Raw genomic sequence first — 16,251 nt, 5'->3', positions numbered from 1 at the left:
AGCCAGCATGAGTGCTGGCTTTTTTTTGCCTGCGATTTGTGCAGTGGCGCCACGCGCAACAGGCACAAAAAAGCCCGCCAATTGGCGGGCTCTTTATTGGCGCGGATCAGAGCAGGAAGATCGTCGCCAACCCCAGGAAGATGAAGAAGCCACCGCTGTCGGTCATTGCCGTGATCATCACGCTGGCACCCATGGCCGGATCGCGGCCCATCTTGGCCAGAGTCATCGGGATCAACACGCCCATCAACGCCGCGAGCAACAGGTTGAGCGTCATTGCTGCCGTCATCACCACGCCCAGCGACCAGCTGCCGTAAAGCAGATAAGCGACCACACCGATCACCCCGCCCCAGACCAGACCGTTGATCAAGCCGACTGCCAACTCCTTGCGCATCAAACGCGAGGTATTGCCAGTGCTGACCTGGTCCAGCGCCATGGCGCGCACGATCATGGTGATCGTCTGGTTACCGGAGTTGCCGCCGATACCCGCCACGATCGGCATCAGCGCGGCGAGCGCCACCAGCTTCTCGATCGAGCCTTCAAACAGACCAATCACCCGGGATGCGACGAATGCGGTGATCAGGTTGACCGCCAGCCACGCCCAACGGTTGCGCAGGGACTTCCAGACGGAGGCGAAGATGTCTTCCTCTTCACGCAAACCCGCCATGTTGAGGACTTCGCTTTCGCTCTCCTCACGAATCAGGTCGACCATTTCGTCGATGGTCAGACGGCCGATCAGCTTGCCGTTCTTGTCGACCACCGGGGCCGAGATCAAGTCGTAACGTTCGAACGCCTGAGCGGCGTCGTAGGCGTCTTCGTCCGGGTGGAAACTCACCGGATCGCTGGCTATGATATCCGCCACCTGCTTTTCCGGGTCGTTGACCAGCAAACGCTTGATCGGCAGCACGCCTTTGAGCACGCCGTCGTAATCAACCACGAACAGTTTGTCGGTATGACCGGGAAGCTCTTTGAGACGGCGCAGATAACGCAACACCACTTCGAGGCTGACATCCTCGCGGATCGTCACCATCTCGAAGTCCATCAGCGCACCGACCTGCTCCTCGTCATAGGACAAGGCCGAACGTACACGTTCGCGCTGTTGGTTATCCAGGCTCTCCATGAGCTCATGGACGACGTCTCGCGGCAGCTCGGAAGCCAGGTCAGCGAGTTCGTCGGCGTCCATGTCCTTGGCGGCAGCCAGGAGCTCGTGATCGTCCATGTCGGCGATCAGCGTTTCACGAACCGAATCGGATACTTCGAGAAGAATGTCGCCGTCGCGATCAGCCTTGACCAGTTGCCAGAGCGTCAGACGATCGTCCAGCGGCAGGGCTTCGAGAATGTAGGCGACGTCGGCGGAGTGCAGATCATCGAGTTTGCGTTGCAACTCGACAAGATTCTGCCGGTGAACCAGGTTTTCAACCCGGTCGTGGTGCGCGCCTTCCTGGCGATGAGTCAGGTCTTCAACGACCCGTTGACGCTGCAGCAGCTCGACGACTTGCGCCAGGCGATCCTGCAGGCTGTCCTGTGTTTTCTTTACTTCGATTTCAGACATAGGCGAACTCCACTCCCAGCAGCGGGGCACGCCGGAAGGATCAATCAGTCAATTCATGATTGGTAAAACGGGGTACTGAGTAACTACTGGGTAAGTCCATGGAGGTTTTCCATAAGCCCCGGCGGGGCTGACGGGCGCAATGATACACCGCCTGACGGTTTTAAACGTTAAAAAATCACGGTCGAAACAAGCGCTTGCGAAACAAACCTGAGCACTGTCCTGATCCTTGCCAATGCGACGACTCATCCTGAAAAGAAAACACACCAGCACTGAAAAATGTAGCGACTACCCTTGAGCGTAGATCGTCATGGAGGACGTCGAATGCCATCCAAAGCGTTATTTTTTGTACTCGCCAGCCTGCTTTTCCTCACGCCCGCCGGAGCCGCTACCAGCCTGCATCGCTGCGAAGCGGTCGACGGCAGCATTACCTTCACCAGCATGAGTTGCGCGAGCGGTGAACAGCGCTCAGTGCAGGAAGTCCACCCCTACTCACCCGGATCCGTCGTGGCGGTAATGCCGGAACACAACCACGAAGAAATATCCGGCATGAAAAACATAGGACGCGAACCCGGTGTTATCGGCACTGCCCAAGACCCCTGTGGAAACTTGATCGATGCCAGGCAACGTCGCGCAGCGATCATCAATCAACGCGTGATTGCCGGCATGACGCAGCAGGATGTCGAAAGCGCGCTAGGCAAACCGGACAAAGTGAATATTCGAACGTCGACGACGAGCTATCGCTATGACCTCAAGCGAGGCCGTAGTGCTCAAATAGATTTTGATGAAAGGGGCTGCGTGAAAGGAAAAGGCAAATCCCGGACAGCAAAAAGCCCGCGTTAAACGCGGGCTTTTCGGTATATGGTGCACTCGACAGGATTCGAACCTGTGACCGCTCGGTTCGTAGCCGAGTACTCTATCCAGCTGAGCTACGAGTGCAATTTGTGTTTTTTGACCAGACCACAACTGGCTGAAACCAAGTTATTCGCATTGCTGCAACTAACTCTTAAATGGTGCACTCGACAGGATTCGAACCTGTGACCGCTCGGTTCGTAGCCGAGTACTCTATCCAGCTGAGCTACGAGTGCATTTGTGTTTTTAAACCAGACCACAACTGGTTGAAGCCGAGTTGTTTATATTGCTATAAACAACTCTTAAATGGTGCACTCGACAGGATTCGAACCTGTGACCGCTCGGTTCGTAGCCGAGTACTCTATCCAGCTGAGCTACGAGTGCATTTGTTGCGCCGCATTATAGCCCGTCTAATCTCTATTCCAACCACTTTTTCTAATAAATTCAACAACTTACAGAAAAAGCCAGATTACGACGTACTAAGCAAATAATGGCGGAGAACGGGGGATTCGAACCCCCGACACCCTTTTGAGGTGTACTCCCTTAGCAGGGGAGCGCCTTCGGCCACTCGGCCAGCTCTCCGCAACACGGGGCGTATCTTAACCAACCTTTTCCCCGTTTGCAAACATAAAAATCGATAAAAATTAATGGCTTGGTTCTTCGTCCTTCTCTTTCTTTATACGCAGGTAAATTTCCTCACGGTGCACGGCAACCTCTTTCGGGGCGTTGACGCCGATACGCACTTGGTTTCCTTTAACGCCGAGCACGGTCACGGTGATTTCGCCATCACCGATAATCAGGCTTTCTGCGCACCGACGAGTCAGAATCAGCATACCTTTCTCCTCACGCAATTCAGTTCAGGGACAACAGTCTGCAAAAAAAAGGCACCCGACCTACAACCGGAGCGATCGTAGCCCTACATGCCTGAGTATTGACCAGCGCGAGCAAAAGAACAGTTCAGGGCTCGCGCCATTCAAAAAATAAAGGGCGCGGTCAGACCGCGCCCTTCAAGAAATGGAATTACTCGCCCTGACGGGCTGGAGCGTCCAGTTCGAAAGCCGTGTGCAGGGCGCGCACGGCCAGTTCCAGGTACTTCTCTTCGATCACCACGGAGACCTTGATTTCCGAGGTCGAGATCATCTGGATGTTGATGCTTTCTTTTGCCAGGGATTCGAACATGCGGCTGGCGACGCCTGCGTGGGAACGCATGCCGACGCCGACGATCGAGACCTTGGCAATCTTGGTGTCGCCAACCACTTCACGGGCACCGATCTCGCGAGCGGTGTTTTCCAGCACGGTCTGTGCGGCCTGGTAGTCGTTGCGGTGCACGGTGAAGGTGAAGTCGGTGGTGTTATCGTGCGCGACGTTCTGCACGATCATGTCGACTTCGATGTTCGCGGCACTGATCGGGCCGAGAATCTTGAACGCCACGCCCGGGGTGTCTGGCACGCCACGGATGGTCAGCTTGGCTTCATCGCGGTTGAAAGCGATGCCGGAAATGATCGGCTGTTCCATGGTTTCCTCTTCATCAATAGTAATGAGGGTGCCCGGACCCTCCTTGAAGCTGTGCAGTACGCGCAGCGGAACGTTGTACTTGCCGGCGAATTCCACCGCACGGATCTGCAACACCTTGGAACCGAGGCTGGCCATTTCCAGCATCTCTTCGAAGGTGATCTTGTCCAGACGCTGAGCGACCGGCACCACACGCGGATCGGTGGTGTAAACACCATCGACGTCGGTGTAGATCTGGCACTCGTCAGCCTTCAACGCAGCAGCCAGTGCCACGCCGGTGGTGTCGGAACCGCCACGACCGAGGGTGGTAATGTTGCCGTGCTCGTCGACGCCCTGGAAACCGGCGACAACCACCACGCGACCGGCCTTCAGATCAGCACGAATTTTCTGGTCATCAATCTGCAAGATACGCGCTTTATTGTGCGCACTGTCGGTCAGGATCCGCACCTGATTACCGGTGTACGATACCGCCGGCACACCGCGCTTGATCAGCGCCATCGCCAGCAGGGCAATCGTCACCTGCTCACCGGTGGAGACAATCACGTCCAGTTCACGCGGAACCGGTTGGCCATCGCCACTGATTTGCTTGGCCAGATCGATCAGACGGTTGGTTTCGCCGCTCATTGCAGACAGCACAACCACCAGGTCATCGCCGGCATCGCGGAATTTCTTAACCTTGTCGGCGACCTGCTCGATTCTCTCGACAGTACCGACCGAGGTGCCTCCAAATTTCTGTACGATCAAAGCCATTTCAAAGCCGCCTCTGCCCATGAAGGGCGCCCAATAATCACTCGAACAGCCGCCCGGCCCGCCACTAGACTGCGGGCCGGACGGACTGCCTTATAAACCCTGCTCGACGAATGGAACGGTCAGCGCCAGTGCGCCATCCAGCGCGCCGGCATCAACACCGCCGCCCTGCGCCATGTCCGGACGACCACCGCCCTTCCCGCCCACTGCCGCAGCAGCCTGCTTCATCAAATCACCGGCTTTGAGTTGGCCAGTCAGGTCCTTGGTTACGCCTGCAACCAGTACGACCTTTTCCTCATGGACACTGCCGAGCAGGATCACTGCGCGGCCGAGTTTGTTCTTCAACTGATCAACCAGTGCCAGCAGCGCCTTGGCGTCCTGACCATCCAGGCGTGCGGCCAAGACCTTCACGCCCTTGACGTCCAGTGCCGAGCTCGACAGATCGTCGCCCGCAGCGCTGGCCGCCTTGGCTTGCAACTGCTCGAGCTGCTTCTCCAGTTGGCGATTGCGCTCCAGCACAGCCGACAACTTGTCGATCAGGTTGTCGCGGCTGCCCTTGACCAGGCTGGCCGCTTCCTTGAGTTGTTCTTCTGCTGCATTCAAGTAGGCCAGTGCCGCAGCACCGGTCACTGCTTCGATACGACGCACGCCCGAAGCCACACCGCCTTCGCTGATGATTTTCAGCAGGCCGATGTCGCCGGTACGGTTGGCGTGGATACCGCCGCACAGCTCGACGGAGAAATCACCGCCCATGCTCAGCACGCGCACGTTGTCGCCGTATTTCTCGCCGAACAGCGCCATCGCGCCTTTGTTCTTCGCGGTTTCGATGTCGGTTTCTTCGGTCTCAACCGCGGAGTTCTTGCGGATCTCGGCGTTGACGATGTCTTCCAGCGCTTTGATCTGCTCAGGCTTGATCGCTTCAAAGTGGCTGAAGTCGAAACGCAGACGCTGGCTATCCACCAACGAACCTTTCTGCTGAACGTGCTCGCCCAGTACCTGACGCAGCGCAGCGTGCAGCAAGTGCGTGGCCGAGTGGTTCAGCGAGGTAGCGTGACGCACTTCGGCGTCGACGTGGGTTTCCACTGGTGCGCCGATGGTCAGGCTGCCCGAATCCAGTACGCCGTGGTGCAGGAAGGCGCCGCCGGTTTTGGTGGTGTCGCGGACGTCGAAACGTGCGCTGCCCGCCTGGAGGAAACCGCAGTCGCCGATCTGGCCGCCGGATTCCGCGTAGAACGGCGTCTGATTCAGAACGATCACCGCCTCTTCGCCTTCATTCAAGACGTCGACCGACTGGCCATCTTTATAGATAGCGACGATTTTTGCCGAACCGCTGGTGTCTTTGTAACCGGTGAACTCAGTGGCTACATCAACCTTGACCAAAGTGTTGTAGTCCAGACCGAACGAGCTGGCCGAACGCGCGCGAACACGCTGGGCTTCCATCTCACGTTCGAAACCGGCTTCGTCAACAGTCAGGCTGCGTTCACGGGCGATGTCGGCGGTCAGGTCCATCGGGAAACCGTAGGTGTCGTAGAGTTTGAACACCACGTCGCCCGGCACCACGGTGCCTTTGAGTTCCAGCAGGTCCTGCTCAAGAATCTTCAGGCCGTGCTCCAGAGTCTTGGAGAACTGCTCTTCTTCGGCCTTGAGCACGCGTTCGATGTTGCTCTGCTGCTTCTTCAGTTCCGGGAAGGCTTCGCCCATCTCGGCAACCAGTGCGGCAACGATCTTGTAGAAGAAGCTGCCAGTGGCGCCCAGCTTGTTACCGTGACGGCAAGCGCGACGGATGATCCGGCGCAGCACATAACCGCGACCTTCGTTGGACGGCAGCACGCCGTCGGCGATCAGGAAACCGCACGAACGAATGTGGTCGGACACGACTTTCAGCGAAGACTGATCGCCGTTTTCGCAGCCGATCGCTTCAGCCGAGGCCTTAAGCAGGTTTTTGAACAGATCGATGTCGTAGTTGGAGTTGACGTGCTGCATCACCGCACTGATCCGCTCCAGGCCCATGCCGGTGTCGACCGACGGCGCTGGCAACGGATGCAACACGCCATCGGCGGTGCGGTTGAACTGCATGAACACGTTGTTCCAGATCTCGATGTAACGGTCGCCATCCTCTTCCGGCGAGCCCGGTGGGCCGCCCCAGATGTGGTCGCCGTGATCGTAGAAAATCTCGGTGCACGGGCCGCACGGGCCGGTATCGCCCATGGTCCAGAAGTTGTCGGAGGCGTACGGCGCGCCTTTGTTGTCGCCGATGCGGATCATGCGCTCGACCGGCACACCGATTTGTTTGGTCCAGATGTCATACGCTTCGTCGTCGGAGGCGTAGACGGTGACCCAGAGTTTTTCCTTCGGCAGTTGCAGAACGCCGGTCAGGAAGGTCCACGCGTAGGTAATCGCGTCCTTCTTGAAATAGTCACCGAAGCTGAAGTTACCGAGCATTTCGAAGAACGTGTGGTGACGAGCGGTATAACCGACGTTTTCCAGGTCGCTGTTCTTGCCACCGGCACGCACGCATTTCTGGCTGCTGGTCGCACGGGTGTACGCACGTTTTTCCTGGCCCAGGAAGCAGTCCTTGAACTGGTTCATCCCCGCGTTAGTGAACAGCAGGGTTGGGTCGTTGCCCGGAATCAAAGAGCTGGAGGCTACACGGGTGTGGCCTTGCTCTTCGAAGAAGCGAAGGAAGGCTTCACGGATTTCTGCGCTTTTCATTAGGTTCTTCCACGGAGGCTGCGGCCAAAGGCCTGTTCGAAACGTCAACAGACGAAGCGACGGCAAAGGGCCGCATTATATCGGCCCTGCGCGCGGGGTACAGCGTGTTTATACGATAGAAACGGTCAATTGGACGGCTAACGCTGTCACTTGCGCGAAAACTCGACGAATGTCGCGATCACTTGCTCGATTTGCGAGCGATTGACATCCATGTGCGTGACCATGCGCAGACGCGCGGCGGCGCTCAACTTGATCCCGCGTTCGCCGGCAAAGGCCTTGATCGCTTCGGCCTTGTCGCCCATTTGCACATAAACCATGTTGGTTTGCACGGGTTCGACGATGAAACCCGCTTCACGCAGGCCATCGGCGAGCAACTGCGCGTTGGCGTGGTCATCAGCCAGACGTTCGACGTTATGGTCTAGCGCATACAGCCCCGCCGCCGCCAGCAATCCGGCCTGACGCATGCCGCCGCCGACCATTTTGCGCAAACGGCGGGCCTTGCCGATCAGTTGCTCGGAGCCGCACAGCACCGAGCCCACCGGCGCGCCGAGGCCTTTGGACAAGCACACCGATACTGAGTCGAAATGCTGGGTGATCTCCCGCGCATCAACCCCGAGTTTGACAGCCGCGTTGTAAAGCCGCGCGCCGTCGAGGTGCAGTTGCAGGCCATGGTCTTGGGTAAATTGGCGAGCGCGGGCCAGATACTCCAGCGGCAGCACTTTGCCCTGCATGGTGTTTTCCAGCGCCAGCAATCGAGTACGGGCGAAATGGAAGTCGTCCGGCTTGATCGCGGCGGCGACTTGACCCAGATCCAGCGAGCCGTCGGGCTGTACTTCCAGTGGTTGCGGCTGGATAGACCCGAGCACCGCCGCGCCGCCACCTTCGTATTTATAGGTGTGCGCCTGCTGGCCAACGATGTATTCGTCACCGCGCTCGCAGTGCGCCATCAAGCCCAGCAGGTTGCTCATGGTGCCGGTCGGCACGAACAGCGCGGCGGCGAAACCCAAACGCTTGGCCAACTCCGCTTCCAGACGATTGACCGTCGGATCTTCGCCGTACACGTCATCGCCGGTGTCCGCCGCAGTCATCGCGTCGAGCATGGCGGGAGTCGGTTGGGTGACGGTGTCGCTGCGAAGATCGATAACGCTCATGAACCTGGCCTCTAATCAGCAGGGGAAATCCCTTTTTGAAGGTGAATTACTGCGGTCATCGCGGCGATTAATCAACCCCTGAACAAGGAAAAGGCACCTTACTCCTCGAGAAGGCACAACCCATGTGGGAGCGAGCTTGCTCGCGAAGGCGGATTGGCAGTCAGCATCCGCGTTGAATGTTAAACCGCTTTCGCGAGCAAGCTCGCTCCCACAGGTTCTGTGCAGGGCTGGAAAATATGTGTTAAAAACGCTGCGCCGCCCGAGAAAGGGCGGCAAAAACGTTCTCAGGGCGGGGTGCAATTCCCCACCGGCGGTAATTGCGCGCAACGCGCATAGCCCGCGAGCGCTTGGCGACGGACACGACTTCGGTTGAGATCGGCGGCAAGGTCAGCAGACCCGGTGTGATTCCGGGGCCGACGGTCATAGTCCGGATGAAGAGAGAACGGGATTAACGCCAAAGGGCCGTCCGCGCGATGTGTGCGTGTGCGCACCCTTGAATCCCTTTCGATTCATAACGCCCTGTTTTTCACACAAACAGGAGTCAGAACATGCAACCCACCGCTATCGACAGCAAAAGCAAACACCCACACGGCGAGCGCGTCGCGTTCATCCAGGCCTGCTGGCACAAGGAAATCGTCGATCAGAGCCGTAAGGGCTTCGTCGCCGAAATGATCGCACTGGGTTATCAGGAATCGGACATCGATATCTTCGAAGTCGGCGGCGCCTTTGAAATGCCCCTGCACGCCAAGTTGCTGGCCAAGACCGGTCGTTATGCCGGCATCGTCGCCGCAGCCCTGGTCGTCGACGGCGGCATCTACCGTCACGAGTTCGTTGCCCAATCGGTGGTCAGCGGCTTGATGCAAGTGCAACTGGAAACCGAAGTGCCGGTGTTCTCGGTATCGCTGACCCCGCATCACTTCCATGCCGGTGACGAGCATCAGAAGTTCTTCTTTGAGCACTTTGTGCATAAGGGTCAGGAAGCGGCGCGCACTTGCGCAGATACGCTGCGCAAGGTTCGCGCACTGCGCCGCACCGAGCCGCATGCTGTAGCGGTGTAACACGAGGAGTGAGATCTCTGGTCTCACTCATTCCCCTGTGGGAGCGAGCTTGCTCGCGAAAGCGGACTGACAGCCAACTCAAATGTTGAATGCCAGATTGCATTCGCGAGCAAGCTCGCTCCCACACGGTTATATGTCAGACCGGAAATTGGGTCAGGCGAGGTTTTCGCCAGTGGTCGGGACGATCAGGATGCCCGCGCGCAGGCCGTTCTTGACCTTGGGATTGGGGAAAATGATCCGCGCGCCCTCTTCCTCGATAATCCAGCGGGTATTGGCCAGATCTTCGGCCAGCACGTAACCCACCTCCAACTCGGAAAAGTTCTCGATGTCCTGCGGCAGGTTCAGGCGGAATGCATCGCTGTGCTTGATGATTTCCCGCGCGACGCTAAACAGCTGCAAACCGTCCAGCTGCGCTTCAGCCATTTCCGGCTCAGTGCCTTCGATGATCTGCTGCAGACGAGTCTCCAATAGCGAGACGTTGACGCCGTCGTTCTGCCCGAATGGCCGCGCCTTGCCCAGTTCCAGCGTGAAAGCCTCAGCACCGAGCTTGTCGTAGGTGTACGAGCTGAACACGATTGAAGGCTTGTTCTGCAACAGCACCGCTTCCATGCCGGCAGCACGCAAACGCGCCAGCTCAAGACGTGAATGCTGGCGACCTTCCTTCCACGGATACAGCGCGAACTGTTCGATCTTCGAACCGCGAATCGCCGTGTGCAGGTCATAGTGCAGCCGCTGGCGATCCGGCAGGCTGAAGAAACTCGCCGCCAGCCGCTCCAGCTCACAGGCACGCAGCGCTTCGCTGCCACTGCTTTGTTCATGACGGCCGTTGAACAGCCGATTGACGTCCTGCTCGACGAAACGCTCGCCTTTGCGAATCGCCTCGGGATTGCCGAACAGGAACAGAATGCGTGCGCGCGGCTTCAGATCGCCGCGTGCGATGTCGTGCAGCAGCCGATCAAGCAACTCGATCGGCGCTGTTTCGTTGCCGTGAATGCCCGCCGACAGCAGCAGGTCCAGGCCATTGTCACGCGCTTGCGGTGGCCGGACTTCCAGCGCACCTTCGCTCAACCAGCGCATGCGCACGCCTTCGACAGTCAGTTGAGTCTTCTCCGCCGGTTCGCGGCCGGCGAGGGTCAGTTCAAGCAGTTTGCCGAGGGCGAGCATAGAGCGGTTTCCTTAGTGATCGTGGTTGCAATCCGGGCCGTGCACGTGGTCTTCGTCGTCGCCGACTTCAGCCGGTTCCATTTCCAGTTGCAGACTTACCAGATTAGTCGCCAATGGGCGCAGCAGCAGGTTGGCGTATTCGGCGTCACCTTCTTCAACGTCCACGCCGATCAGCAGTTGGCCACGGCCGTCCTGCTGGATCCACAGCTCTTTGCCTTGCCACATGACCGCGACGCGGGTGCACGAGGTTTGCAGTTGCGTGCCGTCGGTGTCTTCAAGGATCAGCTGCAGGGAATCGCTCATGTTTTTACTCTCTTGGGGAGACAAGCCGCGCGCCGCGTTCAGGCGACGCGCCGGCCATCAATTGATCTGGAATGGATAAACCGCGCCCAGTTTAAGGATTTGCGTCAGTTCATCCAGTGCCGTCCGGCATTCAAGCAGCAATTGCGGGTCCGCCAGATCGGTTTCGCTCAGGCGGTCGCGGTAGTGCTTTTCAACCCATGCGGTCAACGAACCGTACAACGGTGGCGTCATGATAACCCCTGGGTTGACGGCCGCCAGTTCGGTTTCGTTAAGCGCGACGCGCAGTCGCAGGCACGCCGGGCCACCGCCGTTCTGCATGCTTTGCTTGAGGTCGAAGACTTTTACTTCGCGGATCAGACCGCCAGAACTGGTCAGGCTTTGCAGGTAAGCCCAGACGCGTTCGTTGGCCTGGCACTCTTGCGGCACGATCAACAGCATCGAACCGTCAGGACGCGAGAGCAACTGGCTGTTGAACAGGTAGGAGCGCACCGCGTCATCCACGCTGACCGCCGAACGCGGCACACATACGGACTGGAAGTTGCCGCCGACCTTGGCCAGTTTGCTTTGCAGTTCGGCCAGCATCGACTCGGTGTCGAGGAAGGCGTCCTCGTGATAGAACAGCACCTCGCCGTTACCTACGGCGATCACGTCGTTATGGAACACACCCTGATCGATCACGTTCGGGTTCTGCTGCGCATAGACCACGCCCTCATCACGCAGACCGTGCAGACGCGCAACCGCTTGCGAGGCTTCGAGGGTCTGGCGTGCCGGGTATTTCTGCGGCGCCGGGAAACGGTTGTCGAACGCACTGCGGCCGAACACGAAAAACTCGACGCCCGCCTCACCATATTCACGGCAGAAACGTGTGTGGTTGGCTGCGCCTTCGTCACCGAATTGCGCCACTGCCGGCAGGGCAGCGTGATGGGCGAAGTGCTGCTGATTGGCGAACATCGCGCCGAGCACGCGGCTGGTGGTCGGGTGCTCGATGCTGCGGTGGTATTTGCAGTTGAGGTTGGCGGCGGTGAAATGCACGCGGCCGTCTGCGGTGTCGGCACTCGGGCTGACGGTGGCGGCGTTGGCTACCCACATGCTCGACGCCGAGCAACTGGCGACCAGCAGCGGCATGGCTTCTTTAGCGGCGCGCTCAATGACCTGAGCGTCGGTGCCGCTGAAACCCAGACGGCGCAGAGCGGCCACGTCCGGACGTTCCTGTGGCGCCAGCACACCTTGCTGAAAGCCCATTTCCATCAGCGCTTTCATCTTCGCCAGACCTTGCAGCGCCGCTTCCTTCGGGTTCGAGGATTGCTGGCTGTTGCTCTGGGAGGCAACGTTGCCGTAGGACAGACCACCGTAGTTATGGGTCGGCCCCACTAGACCGTCAAAATTGACTTCATAGGATTTCATCAGCGAGGCTCCACGAGAATCTGTTGTTATAGGCTTCAGTAACTAACTGTTCAGTGCGACCGCGTCGCGGCCATCGCTGGCAAGCCAGCTCCCACAGGATTGGTGGTGTTCACAGATTCTGTGGACGACTCGACCCCTGTGGGAGCTGGCTTGCCAGCGATTGGCATCACGCCATTTTCACGCCGGGTGTCAGAGTGGCAGGCAACACCAGGCTCGGGGTTTCCAGCGACGCCACCGGGTACGCGCAATAATCCGCCGCGTAATAGGCACTGGCGCGATGGTTGCCCGAGGCACCAACACCACCAAACGGCGCGCTGCTCGCAGCACCGGTCAGTTGTTTGTTCCAGTTGACGATGCCGGCGCGGCTTTCCAGCCAGAACTGCTGGTAACGCGCTTCGGAATCGGACAACAGGCCTGCGGCCAAGCCGTAAGCAGTGTCATTGGCTTCCGCGATCGCCGCTTCAAAATCGACGTAGCGAATCACTTGCAGCAACGGGCCGAACAGTTCTTCGTCCGGACGCTCGGCAACCGCCGTCACGTCAACAATGCCCGGCGTCAGCAACGCCGCTTGCGCCTGCGGCTGAGTCATTTCCAGCAACGACACCGCGCCGTTGGCCAGCAGATGCGTTTGAGCGTCCATCAGCGCTTTCGCGGCGCCGAGGGAAATCACCGAGCCCATGAACGGCGCCGGTTGTTGATCGAAGGCGCCGACCTCGATGGTCGAACTCACTTCGACCAGACGCTTGAGCAGGCTGTCGCCCCACGCGCCTTGCGGCACCAACAAACGGCGTGCACAGGTGCAACGCTGACCGGCAGAAATGAACGCCGACTGAATAATCGTGTAAACCGCTGCATCCAGATCCGCGACCTGATCAACCACCAGCGGATTGTTGCCGCCCATTTCCAGCGCGAGAATCTTGTCCGGACGACCGGCGAACTGCTGGTGCAGATGATTGCCGGTGCGGCTCGAACCGGTGAAGAACAGACCGTCGATGCCCGGGTTCGCTGCCAGCGCGATGCCGGTTTCGCGAGCGCCTTGCAACAAGTTCAACACACCCGCCGGCAGACCGGCTTCGATCCAGCACTTGACCGTCAACTCAGCAACTTTAGGGGTCAGCTCGCTTGGCTTGAACAGCACGCTGTTACCCGCCAGCAACGCCGGCACGATATGGCCGTTCGGCAAATGGCCGGGGAAGTTGTAAGGTCCGAACACCGCAACCACGCCGTGTGGTTTGTGGCGCAATACGGCGGTGGCGTCGCCCAACGGGCCGCTCTTCTCGCCGGTACGTTCGCGGTAGCTCTGCACCGAGATCGCAATCTTGTTGACCATGCTGGTCACTTCGGTCGCCGATTCCCACAGCGGTTTGCCGGTCTCTTCACCGATGGTGCGAGCCAGTTCGTCAGCGTGGTTTTTCAGCGCGGCAGCGAACGCTTCAAGCACAGTGATGCGCTCGTCGAGCGTACGACGCGCCCAACCCGGAAACGCCTGACGCGCAGCCTGCACAGCCGACTCGACCTGAGCAGTCGTGGCGCCCTCCCCCGACCACAGCACTTGCTGAGTCACCGGGTTCAGCGATTGAAAGGCTTCGCCCTGACCGGCCAGCCACTCACCTGCGATGTATAGCGAATTCATTATTTCGACTCCCGTGCAGCGGACAACGCGACGGCGCGCACTTGGTCGCCAGCGTTGAGTTGAAGACGTTTGGCGGTCTGCGGATCGACCACCAGCGTGCCGGCAGCCAGACGCGCCGGCGCAGCGGTGATGCGGCAGTCTTCGCGTTTGCGGTTATGGATGATAAACGGCGTGGCGTCGTCACCCGGCGTGCCAACGGCCAGCACCAGCGCTTCACTGTCACGCACCGCGCGGATCTTGCCGGTCTCGCATTCGATGGCCGGGCCGGCGTCAAAGATGTCGACGTAACCCTGATAGCTGAAACCTTCGCCCTTGAGCATCGCCAGGGCTGGCTCAGTGTCCGGGTGAACCTGACCGATGACACTGCGCGCGCCTTCGGAGAGGAAGCAGGTATACAGCGGGAATTTCGGCATCAGCTCGGCAATGAACGCCTTGTTGCCGACACCGGTGAGGTAATCGGCCTGGCTGAATTCCATCTTGAAGAAGTGCCGACCGAGGCTTTCCCAGAACGGCGAACGGCCGGCGTCATCGGAGACGCCGCGCATTTCGGCGATGATCTTGTTGCCGAACAGTTCCGGGAATTCGGCGATGAACAGCATCCGCGCCTTCGACAGCATGCGACCGTTCAAACCACTGCGGTAATCGGCGTGCAGGAACAGCGAGCACAGCTCGGAATTACCGGTCAGGTCGTTGGCGAGGAACAGCGTCGGAATCTCGCGGTAGATGTTCAGCTCTTGCGAAGCGCTGACGGTCAGGCCGACACGGAAGTTGTACCAAGGCTCACGCATACCGACCGCGCCAGCAATGGCGGAAATCCCCACCACGCGACCGTCGTCGTCTTCGAGCACGAACAGGTAGTCCGCATCGCCACGGCCGGCTTCACCGCGAAAAGTCTTCTCGGCCCAGCCGACCCGATGGGCCAGACGTTCTTCGTTGGCCGGCAACGTGGTCAGGCCGGTGCCGGTGCTGCGGGCTAGGTCGATCAGAGCGGCTAAATCGCTGCTGCGTACGGGACGAACAATCATGCTATCTCCTCAAACGGGCCGCTTTCGCCACCCGTGAAACTCGCTAAGGCGTTAAACCGCCACCAGGCGCACGCTGGCACCTTCACCGACGCCCAGGGCTTCGGCCGCTTCCAGATCCAGAGTCACCGGTTTGCCCGGCGCGTAATCCAGTTCCAGCAGTACCGCGCGGTAATCCTGCAACTGCGCGTTGGCCACCAGATACTGGCGCCCGGCGCCTTTGACCGGCTCGCCGATCTTCACCGGCACCACACGGCTCTGAGCGATCGAACGAATCCCCGAAACGCGTGCATGCAGGGTCGGGCCGCCGTCGAAAATGTCGATGTAGTGATCGGTCTCGAAGCCTTCGCGCATCAGGATGTCGAAGGTGATCTGCGCTCGCGGGTGCACCTGGCCCATCGCCTCTTGGGCGGAGTCCGGCAGCAGCGGCACGTAGATCGGGTAATGCGGCATCAGCTCGGCGAGGAAGGTACGGCTTTTCAGCCCGCACAGACGCTCGGCTTCGGCATAGTTGAGGTCGAAGAAGTTGCGACCGATGGCATCCCAGAACGGCGAGTCGCCGTTCTCGTCGCTGTAACCGACGATCTCGGTGACCACCGAATCAGCGAAACGCTCCGGATGGCTGGCAACGAACAGCAGACGGCCACGGGAATTGAGCTCGGACCACGGCGAACCGACCAGCTCGCGCTGCACGTAGAAACTGGTCAGCAAGCTGTTGCCGGTCAGGTCGTGGCACTGCGAGAGCACGTGGATCTTGTTGTGGATCTTCAGCTCGCGCGAAGCATGCACGAAGGTCTCGTTGCGGAAGCTGTAGAACGGTTCCGAGTAACCGGCCGAGGCGACAATCGCCGAGCAGCCGACCAGTTTGCCGGTGGTGGAATCTTCAAGGACGAAGAAATAGCTTTCTTCACCGTTGAAACTCACTTCGGCGGAGAACGAAGCTTCGCTCGCAGCGATCTTGTCGCTCAGACGTTCCACGTCATCCGGCAAGGAAGTGACACCAATCGGGCTGTCCGCAGCAAGACGCTGTACCTCGCCCAGATCAGCCATTTGCGCGGGGCGCATCACCAGCATGGTGTCACTCCTTTCTCTTATCAATTCACAGAAAAAAACACCGGACACTGTGGGAGCGAGCTTGCTCGCGAAA

13 protein-coding genes, 4 tRNA genes and 1 riboswitch are annotated in these 16,251 nt (G+C 59.2%); of the genes, 2 read left to right on the top strand and 15 right to left on the bottom strand.

Going from position 1 to position 16,251, the window contains the following annotated elements:
* Positions 1–106: 106 nt before the first annotated feature.
* Positions 107–1,549, bottom strand: coding sequence for a magnesium transporter (gene mgtE, locus WA225_RS11095; protein WP_422607947.1), 1,443 nt, complete (start codon positions 1,547–1,549; stop codon positions 107–109).
* A 321-nt stretch (positions 1,550–1,870) separates the two neighbouring features.
* Here mgtE and WA225_RS11090 point away from each other — a divergent pair, with 321 nt between their 5' ends.
* Positions 1,871–2,389, top strand: coding sequence for a cell envelope protein SmpA (locus WA225_RS11090; protein WP_422607946.1), 519 nt, complete (start codon positions 1,871–1,873; stop codon positions 2,387–2,389).
* 19 nt (positions 2,390–2,408) lie between these two features.
* On the opposite strand, the gene WA225_RS11085 is transcribed toward WA225_RS11090, so the two are convergent.
* The 8 genes from WA225_RS11085 to ltaE all read right to left on the bottom strand — a co-directional run bounded on the left by WA225_RS11085 (position 2,409) and on the right by ltaE (position 8,520).
* Positions 2,409–2,485: transfer RNA gene (locus WA225_RS11085), tRNA-Arg, on the bottom strand.
* 72 nt (positions 2,486–2,557) lie between these two features.
* A tRNA-Arg gene (locus WA225_RS11080) sits at positions 2,558–2,634 on the bottom strand.
* A gap of 71 nt (positions 2,635–2,705) precedes the next feature.
* Positions 2,706–2,782: transfer RNA gene (locus tag WA225_RS11075), tRNA-Arg, on the bottom strand.
* A 107-nt stretch (positions 2,783–2,889) separates the two neighbouring features.
* Positions 2,890–2,980 (bottom strand) — tRNA-Ser (locus WA225_RS11070).
* Between the two features lie 62 nt (positions 2,981–3,042).
* Positions 3,043–3,231 (bottom strand): carbon storage regulator CsrA, encoded by a 189-nt coding sequence (csrA, locus tag WA225_RS11065; protein WP_002554426.1) that lies wholly within the window; start codon positions 3,229–3,231, stop codon positions 3,043–3,045.
* Between the two features lie 187 nt (positions 3,232–3,418).
* On the bottom strand, positions 3,419–4,660 hold the full coding sequence (locus WA225_RS11060) for an aspartate kinase (RefSeq protein ID WP_422607945.1): 1,242 nt from the start codon (positions 4,658–4,660) through the stop codon (positions 3,419–3,421).
* 90 nt (positions 4,661–4,750) lie between these two features.
* On the bottom strand, positions 4,751–7,369 hold the full coding sequence (gene alaS, locus WA225_RS11055; RefSeq protein ID WP_422607944.1) for an alanine--tRNA ligase: 2,619 nt from the start codon (positions 7,367–7,369) through the stop codon (positions 4,751–4,753).
* 146 nt (positions 7,370–7,515) lie between these two features.
* Positions 7,516–8,520 (bottom strand): low-specificity L-threonine aldolase, encoded by a 1,005-nt coding sequence (gene ltaE, locus WA225_RS11050; protein ID WP_422607943.1) that lies wholly within the window; start codon positions 8,518–8,520, stop codon positions 7,516–7,518.
* 276 nt (positions 8,521–8,796) lie between these two features.
* Positions 8,797–8,968, top strand: a riboswitch (FMN riboswitch).
* Between the two features lie 100 nt (positions 8,969–9,068).
* Between ltaE and WA225_RS11045 the strand changes: the two genes are divergently transcribed.
* A complete protein-coding gene (locus WA225_RS11045) occupies positions 9,069–9,578 on the top strand; it encodes a 6,7-dimethyl-8-ribityllumazine synthase (protein WP_007919335.1) in 510 nt (169 codons plus the stop codon).
* A 153-nt stretch (positions 9,579–9,731) separates the two neighbouring features.
* On the opposite strand, the gene astE is transcribed toward WA225_RS11045, so the two are convergent.
* The 6 genes from astE to aruF form a co-directional block, all read right to left on the bottom strand.
* Complete coding sequence (gene astE / locus WA225_RS11040; protein WP_422607942.1) at positions 9,732–10,742, bottom strand: succinylglutamate desuccinylase; 1,011 nt, start codon at positions 10,740–10,742, stop codon at positions 9,732–9,734.
* A 12-nt stretch (positions 10,743–10,754) separates the two neighbouring features.
* Positions 10,755–11,045, bottom strand: coding sequence for a topoisomerase II (locus WA225_RS11035; RefSeq protein ID WP_095137121.1), 291 nt, complete (start codon positions 11,043–11,045; stop codon positions 10,755–10,757).
* 57 nt (positions 11,046–11,102) lie between these two features.
* Positions 11,103–12,449, bottom strand: a complete 1,347-nt coding sequence (gene astB / locus WA225_RS11030) for an N-succinylarginine dihydrolase (protein WP_422607941.1) — start codon at positions 12,447–12,449, stop codon at positions 11,103–11,105.
* 166 nt (positions 12,450–12,615) lie between these two features.
* Positions 12,616–14,085: a succinylglutamate-semialdehyde dehydrogenase gene (astD, locus tag WA225_RS11025; protein WP_422608213.1), complete on the bottom strand. Its 1,470-nt coding sequence runs from the start codon at positions 14,083–14,085 to the stop codon at positions 12,616–12,618.
* Positions 14,082–15,107, bottom strand: a complete 1,026-nt coding sequence (astA, locus tag WA225_RS11020) for an arginine N-succinyltransferase (RefSeq protein WP_008077921.1) — start codon at positions 15,105–15,107, stop codon at positions 14,082–14,084. Before astA ends, astD begins: the two co-directional genes overlap by 4 nt.
* Before the next feature lie 51 nt (positions 15,108–15,158).
* A complete protein-coding gene (aruF, locus tag WA225_RS11015) occupies positions 15,159–16,178 on the bottom strand; it encodes an arginine/ornithine succinyltransferase subunit alpha (RefSeq protein ID WP_129395121.1) in 1,020 nt (339 codons plus the stop codon).
* Positions 16,179–16,251: the final 73 nt, after the last annotated feature.

It is taken from the genome of Pseudomonas sp., assembly GCF_049300855.1.
Classification (GTDB): domain Bacteria; phylum Pseudomonadota; class Gammaproteobacteria; order Pseudomonadales; family Pseudomonadaceae; genus Aquipseudomonas.
This window is presented reverse-complemented; position numbering and strand designations above follow the sequence as displayed.

Bases quoted from the DNA above. Each gene is read 5' to 3' on its own strand.
- mgtE (WP_422607947.1), bottom strand. From the start codon at position 1,549: ATGTCTGAAATCGAAGTAAAGAAAACACAGGACAGCCTGCAGGATCGC.
- WA225_RS11090 (WP_422607946.1), top strand. From the start codon at position 1,871: ATGCCATCCAAAGCGTTATTTTTTGTACTCGCCAGCCTGCTTTTCCTC.
- csrA (WP_002554426.1), bottom strand. From the start codon at position 3,231: ATGCTGATTCTGACTCGTCGGTGCGCAGAAAGCCTGATTATCGGTGAT.
- WA225_RS11060 (WP_422607945.1), bottom strand. From the start codon at position 4,660: ATGGCTTTGATCGTACAGAAATTTGGAGGCACCTCGGTCGGTACTGTC.
- alaS (WP_422607944.1), bottom strand. From the start codon at position 7,369: ATGAAAAGCGCAGAAATCCGTGAAGCCTTCCTTCGCTTCTTCGAAGAG.
- ltaE (WP_422607943.1), bottom strand. From the start codon at position 8,520: ATGAGCGTTATCGATCTTCGCAGCGACACCGTCACCCAACCGACTCCC.
- WA225_RS11045 (WP_007919335.1), top strand. From the start codon at position 9,069: ATGCAACCCACCGCTATCGACAGCAAAAGCAAACACCCACACGGCGAG.
- astE (WP_422607942.1), bottom strand. From the start codon at position 10,742: ATGCTCGCCCTCGGCAAACTGCTTGAACTGACCCTCGCCGGCCGCGAA.
- WA225_RS11035 (WP_095137121.1), bottom strand. From the start codon at position 11,045: ATGAGCGATTCCCTGCAGCTGATCCTTGAAGACACCGACGGCACGCAA.
- astB (WP_422607941.1), bottom strand. From the start codon at position 12,449: ATGAAATCCTATGAAGTCAATTTTGACGGTCTAGTGGGGCCGACCCAT.
- astA (WP_008077921.1), bottom strand. From the start codon at position 15,107: ATGATTGTTCGTCCCGTACGCAGCAGCGATTTAGCCGCTCTGATCGAC.
- aruF (WP_129395121.1), bottom strand. From the start codon at position 16,178: ATGCTGGTGATGCGCCCCGCGCAAATGGCTGATCTGGGCGAGGTACAG.